5 protein-coding genes are annotated in these 4,650 nt (G+C 67.7%); 3 read left to right on the forward strand and 2 right to left on the reverse strand.

All coding sequences use genetic code 11. The features are described from left to right. A partial coding sequence (locus WAW85_RS04630) for a DHH family phosphoesterase (protein WP_422558474.1) occupies window positions 1–885 on the forward strand: 885 nt, incomplete at its 5' end. Beyond that, window positions 885–2,195: an MATE family efflux transporter gene (locus WAW85_RS04635; RefSeq protein ID WP_422558478.1), complete on the forward strand. Its 1,311-nt coding sequence runs from the start codon at window positions 885–887 to the stop codon at window positions 2,193–2,195. The genes WAW85_RS04630 and WAW85_RS04635, both read left to right, overlap by 1 nt. A gap of 115 nt (window positions 2,196–2,310) precedes the next feature. Here the strand turns inward: WAW85_RS04635 and WAW85_RS04640 are convergent, their stop codons facing one another. After that, complete coding sequence (locus WAW85_RS04640; RefSeq protein WP_422558475.1) at window positions 2,311–2,640, reverse strand: GNAT family N-acetyltransferase; 330 nt, start codon at window positions 2,638–2,640, stop codon at window positions 2,311–2,313. Between the two features lie 18 nt (window positions 2,641–2,658). Next, the gene (locus WAW85_RS04645) at window positions 2,659–3,873 is read right to left on the reverse strand and encodes an NAD(P)/FAD-dependent oxidoreductase (protein ID WP_422558476.1); all 1,215 of its coding nucleotides are present in this window, start codon (window positions 3,871–3,873) and stop codon (window positions 2,659–2,661) included. A gap of 224 nt (window positions 3,874–4,097) precedes the next feature. On the opposite strand from WAW85_RS04645, the gene WAW85_RS04650 reads away from it, so the two are divergent. After that, window positions 4,098–4,650: metallophosphoesterase (locus WAW85_RS04650; RefSeq protein WP_422558477.1), on the forward strand; the 553-nt coding region annotated here is incomplete at its 3' end.

Consider the following 4,650-nt stretch of genomic DNA (forward strand, 5'->3'; position numbering starts at 1 on the left):
GTCCGGCCCGATGCCGACACCATCGGCAGCGCCCTGGCCCTCGGGCTGGCGCTGCGCGACCGTGGGGTCGCGGTGGACGTGTCGTTCTCCGGGCCGGAGTTGCTTCCGGACACGCTGCGGCAGCTGCCGGGCTCGGAGCTGATTGTCGACGACGCGGAACTGGCCCCAGCAGCGGTCACCGTTGCCGTGGATGCGGCGACGATCGACCGGCTCGGCGTTCTGGCTTCGGTGTTGACCGATTCCGACGCGACGATCTGCATCGATCATCACATCTCCAACACCGGCTTCGCCGACTTGGATTTGATCGATGCAGACTCGGACTGCACGGCGGTGTTGGTGCTCGACGTGCTCGACGCGCTCGGCGTCGAGTTGACGCCGGACATCGCGACCTGCCTGTTCGCCGGTTTAGTCACCGACACCGGCTCGTTCAAGTGGGCACGCCCGGCGTCGTTCACCGTCGCTGGTCGGCTGACCGGCGCCGGGGTCGATTCGGCCAAGTGGAGTCGCATCCTGCTGGACTCCCATCCGTTCGGCTGGTTCGCGATGGTGTCGGCGGTGCTGGCGACTGCCTGCCTTGACGAAAGTGCTTGCGGCGGCAAAGGTCTGGTCACCGCGGTTGTCGATGCCGAGCAGATGGCGGGGATGGACTGGGAGGACGGCGAGAGCGTCGTCGACATCGTGCGTACTGCTCGCGAAGCCGACGTGACCGCTGTCTTCAAGGAGAACTCGGCGGGTGCGTGGAATGTGTCGCTGCGCAGCAAATCGGCGGTCGATCTGGTGCCCATCGCCCAGCGACTCGGCGGTGGTGGACATACGCGTGCCGCTGGCTACAGCGATACCGGTACTGCTGACGAGGTGATCGCGAACCTGTTGGGGGCGCTCTAATCCTCCGGCTCGCGGCCTCGGCACTGGTGGTGCTCATCGCGCCGCCGCTGTACCTGATGCTCGACTTGGCCGTCGTTGGTCGGCTCGGTGGTGCGGCGCTCGCGGCGCTGGCGGTGGCGACATTGGTGCTGGCCATTATCAGCACCCAGCTGACCTTCCTTGCCTACGGCACCACAGCGCGTTCGGCGCGTGAATTCGGCGCAGGGCGGCGCAGCGCGGCCGTCCGCGAAGGCGTGCAGGCCAGCTGGATCGCGCTCGGAGCCGGTGCGTTGATCATCGCCGTCGCGTATCCGTTGGCCCCGCCGATGATGCGGGGCCTGGTGCCCGATGCGGTCGTGGCGGCCGACGCCGCCGGGTGGCTACGTATCGCCGTGTTCGGCGTGCCGCTGATCCTGCTGGCGATGGCTGGCAACGGTTGGATGCGCGGGGTTCAGGACACGCGGCGTCCGGTGATCTACGTGGTGTCCGGGCTGGCGGTGAGCGCAGGGCTGTGCGTGTTGCTGGTGCACGGTCTGGCGGGCGCGCCGGACCTCGGCATGAATGGCAGCGCCGTCGCCAACCTGGTGGGGCAGGCGATCACCGGGTTGGCGTTCGTCGGTCGGCTGGCCCGCGAAGCGGCGGCCGACGACAGTATTGCCCGGCGACCGCAGTGGCCGGTGATCCGGGCCCAGTTGGTGATGGCCCGGGACCTGATTCTGCGGAGTGCCTCGTTCCAGATTTGCTTCCTGTCGGCGGCTGCGGTCGCCGCACGTTGTGGCGTGGCGCAGGTGGCGGCGCACCAACTGGTGTTGCAGCTGTGGGAGTTCATCGCGTTGCTGCTCGATTCGCTCGCCATCGCCGCACAGCAATTGGTCGGTGCCGCACTGGGCGCCGGTACCCTGGCGGCTGCACGCCGCGATGCCAAACGCGCCGTCGTGGGCTCGCTGGCGGTCTCCGGGCTGCTCGCTGTCGTCTTCGCCGCCGGGGTGAGCCTGATTCCACAGATCTTCACCGACGACGCCGCGATTCTGCAAGCCACTCGGACGCCCTGGTGGTTCCTGGTGGCGATGCTGCCGATCGCCGGGATCGTCTTCGCCCTCGACGGCATTCTGCTCGGCGCCGGCGACGTCGCATTCTTGCGGACTGCGACCCTGCTTGGTGCGCTCGGCGGCTTCCTTCCGCTGATCTGGTTGTCACTGGCCTTCGACTGGGGACTGGCCGGGATCTGGACGGGGTTGCTGGTGTTCATGCTGACCAGGCTGGCCGCGACGGCCTGGCGCGTGCGTTCGGGTAAGTGGCTAAGAGCGGGCACTGAGCCGGTCGGGGCGTGACTTCGATTCGCTGCGCTCGCTCAATCATCGAGGGGGAGCTGCGCTCGCACGGTTGGGGAGTTCTTCGCTGGTTGAGCCGGTGCCGAGGAACGAGACCCCGTGTCGAAACCACCCTTCAGGCGGCGACGAACCTCTGGTACTGCGGGAACCGCTCGACGAACTGCTGCGCATACGTGCAGACCGCCCGCACCTTGACGCCGCGGGCGTCGATGTCGGCGAACATCTCACTGAGCAACAGCCGGGCGAAGCCGGCCCGGCCGAACTTCTCGGTGACCACCGTGTGCAGCAGCGTCAGGTCGCCGTTCTCGGCGCGCTCATAGCCTTCGACGCCGATCAGGTCGTCGCCGGACCACAGTTCATAGCGGTCGCGGTCGGGATTGTCGCGCAGGGCCGGCGTCGGGTCGAGGCTGACGCTGGGCGGCGGGACCGGAATCACCTGAGTCATAGTTCCACGGTAGTCCTTCTACACCTCGGCGAGCGCGATCGACCGATCGGCGAGCCGGTCCGGATCGACGATGCGTTTGCTGGTAATCAGGTCGGCGATTGCCTGGCTGTCGTCCCACAAGTTCACGTTCATTCCGGCGCACACCCGGTTCTCGCCGTCGAGCCAGAACGCCAGGAATTCCAGGGCGTCGGTATTGCCGCGGATCGCCACGCGATTCTCGCCGGTGGCGTAACCGCGGTACTCCATGCCGAATTCGTACTGATCGGTGAAGAAGTAGGGGAGCCGGTCGTAGGTCTCGTGGTGCCCCAACAGATTCGCGGCGGCGACAGCAGGCTGGTTGAGTGCGTTCGCCCAATGTTCGACGCGCAGCCTGCCGAAGTGCGGGTCCGGGTAGTTGGCGATGTCACCGACGGCGTAAACATCCGGATCGAAGGTGGCCAGTTCCGCATCGACGACGACCCCGCCGGACTCCAGCGGCAGTCCAGCCGCGGCGGCGATCTCGGTGTTGGGCAGGGCGCCGATACCGACCAGAATCGTGTCGGCCTCCAGCGTCGCGCCGTCGGTCGTGGTGACCCGGCCGCCCGGGCCGCCAGTCACCTCGTCGACCTCAATGCCGTCGACCCCGGTGTCCAGGCGCAGATCGACACCGTGACGACGGTGCAGGCCGGCCACGATTCCGGCGACGCGCTCACCGAGGATGCCCAGCAGGGGAAGGCGCTGCGGCTCCACGACGGTCACCGCGGTTCCGGCCGAGCGGGCGGTGGCGGCCACCTCCAAGCCAATCCAGCCCCCGCCGACGATCACCAGTGACCTGCCGTCGCCGAGCCGCTCGCGCAGAGCTTGGGCATCGTCGACGGAGCGCAGGTAGGCGACCGCCGGCTCGCCTGGGAAGGCCCGCGGCCGCGAACCGGTGGCCAGCACGAGCTTGTCGTATCGGACGGCGGAGCCGTCATCGAGAAAGACGAGGTGGTCGGCGCGGTCGATTTTGGTGGCGCGAACTCCGGTCCGCAGATCGACGTGGTGCACCGCGTACCAGTCGGCGTCGAGGGGAAGTAGCTTCGCGGCCACAGTGCTGCCGGATAGGAAGCCCTTCGACAACGGGGGTCGCTCGTAGGGGAGGTGTTTCTCCCCGGCGATCATCACGATCGCGCCGTCGAAACCACGGTTCCGGAGCGCTTCGGCGGTCTTCGCGGCAGCAAGGCCGCCTCCCACGATCACCATTGAGCCGTCCATGACTTCACGCTACGCCGAAAGGAGACCGTGTCCAGGTCGGCGATGAGACGAGGCGAGCGGCGCAGGCAGGAGGGACCGGGCCCGGTATCTGTCGACGCTTGTGTCGAGACCGGCCGCAGCCGTCGCGGAACTGGCACGTCTACCGGCACCGAACGCGACATCTGGAGGGCGAACTGTCCCAACCACGACAGCTTGGGTGGGCCAGCGGGTGGCAGACTGGGTCCATGGCGAAGCTCTGGGCGATCAGTGATCTGCATGTCGCACACCGCGGCAACGAGCACATCGTCGATCAGATCCGGCCGAGCGGACCGGGGGACTGGCTGATCGCCGCCGGTGATATCTCCGAGCGCACCGACGACATCATCGACACGCTGCGGCGGCTCAAGGCGCGTTTCGACACCGTCGTCTGGGTTCCCGGCAACCACGAGCTCTACACCACGGCCAAGGATCCGCTCCAGATTCACGGCGTCGCCCGCTACGACTACCTGGTCCAGGCGTGCCGCGACCTGGGCGTGGTGACGCCCGAAGACATGTATCCGTTGTTCGACCCGGGCGACGGCGGCGAACCGGTCCGCGTCGTCCCGATGTTTCTGCTGTACGACTACACGTTCCGGCCGGAGGGAACGTCGACGGCGCTGCAGGCGCTCGCGCTCGCGCGCGAGCGCAATGTCGTCGCCACTGACGAGTTTCTGCTCTCGCCCGAGCCGTACGGCACCCGCGACGCGTGGAGCCGCGCGCGGATCGAGGCCACGCGCACTCGACTTGAGGCCATCGATC

The sequence above is a fragment of the Gordonia sp. (in: high G+C Gram-positive bacteria) genome (assembly GCF_049299075.1).
GTDB lineage: Bacteria > Actinomycetota > Actinomycetes > Mycobacteriales > Mycobacteriaceae > Gordonia.

What these genes read in the sequence shown, in the direction of transcription:
- WAW85_RS04640 (WP_422558475.1), bottom strand. Translation starts at nt 2,640, where the DNA reads ATGACTCAGGTGATTCCGGTCCCGCCGCCCAGCGTCAGCCTCGACCCG.
- WAW85_RS04645 (WP_422558476.1), bottom strand. Translation starts at nt 3,873, where the DNA reads ATGGACGGCTCAATGGTGATCGTGGGAGGCGGCCTTGCTGCCGCGAAG.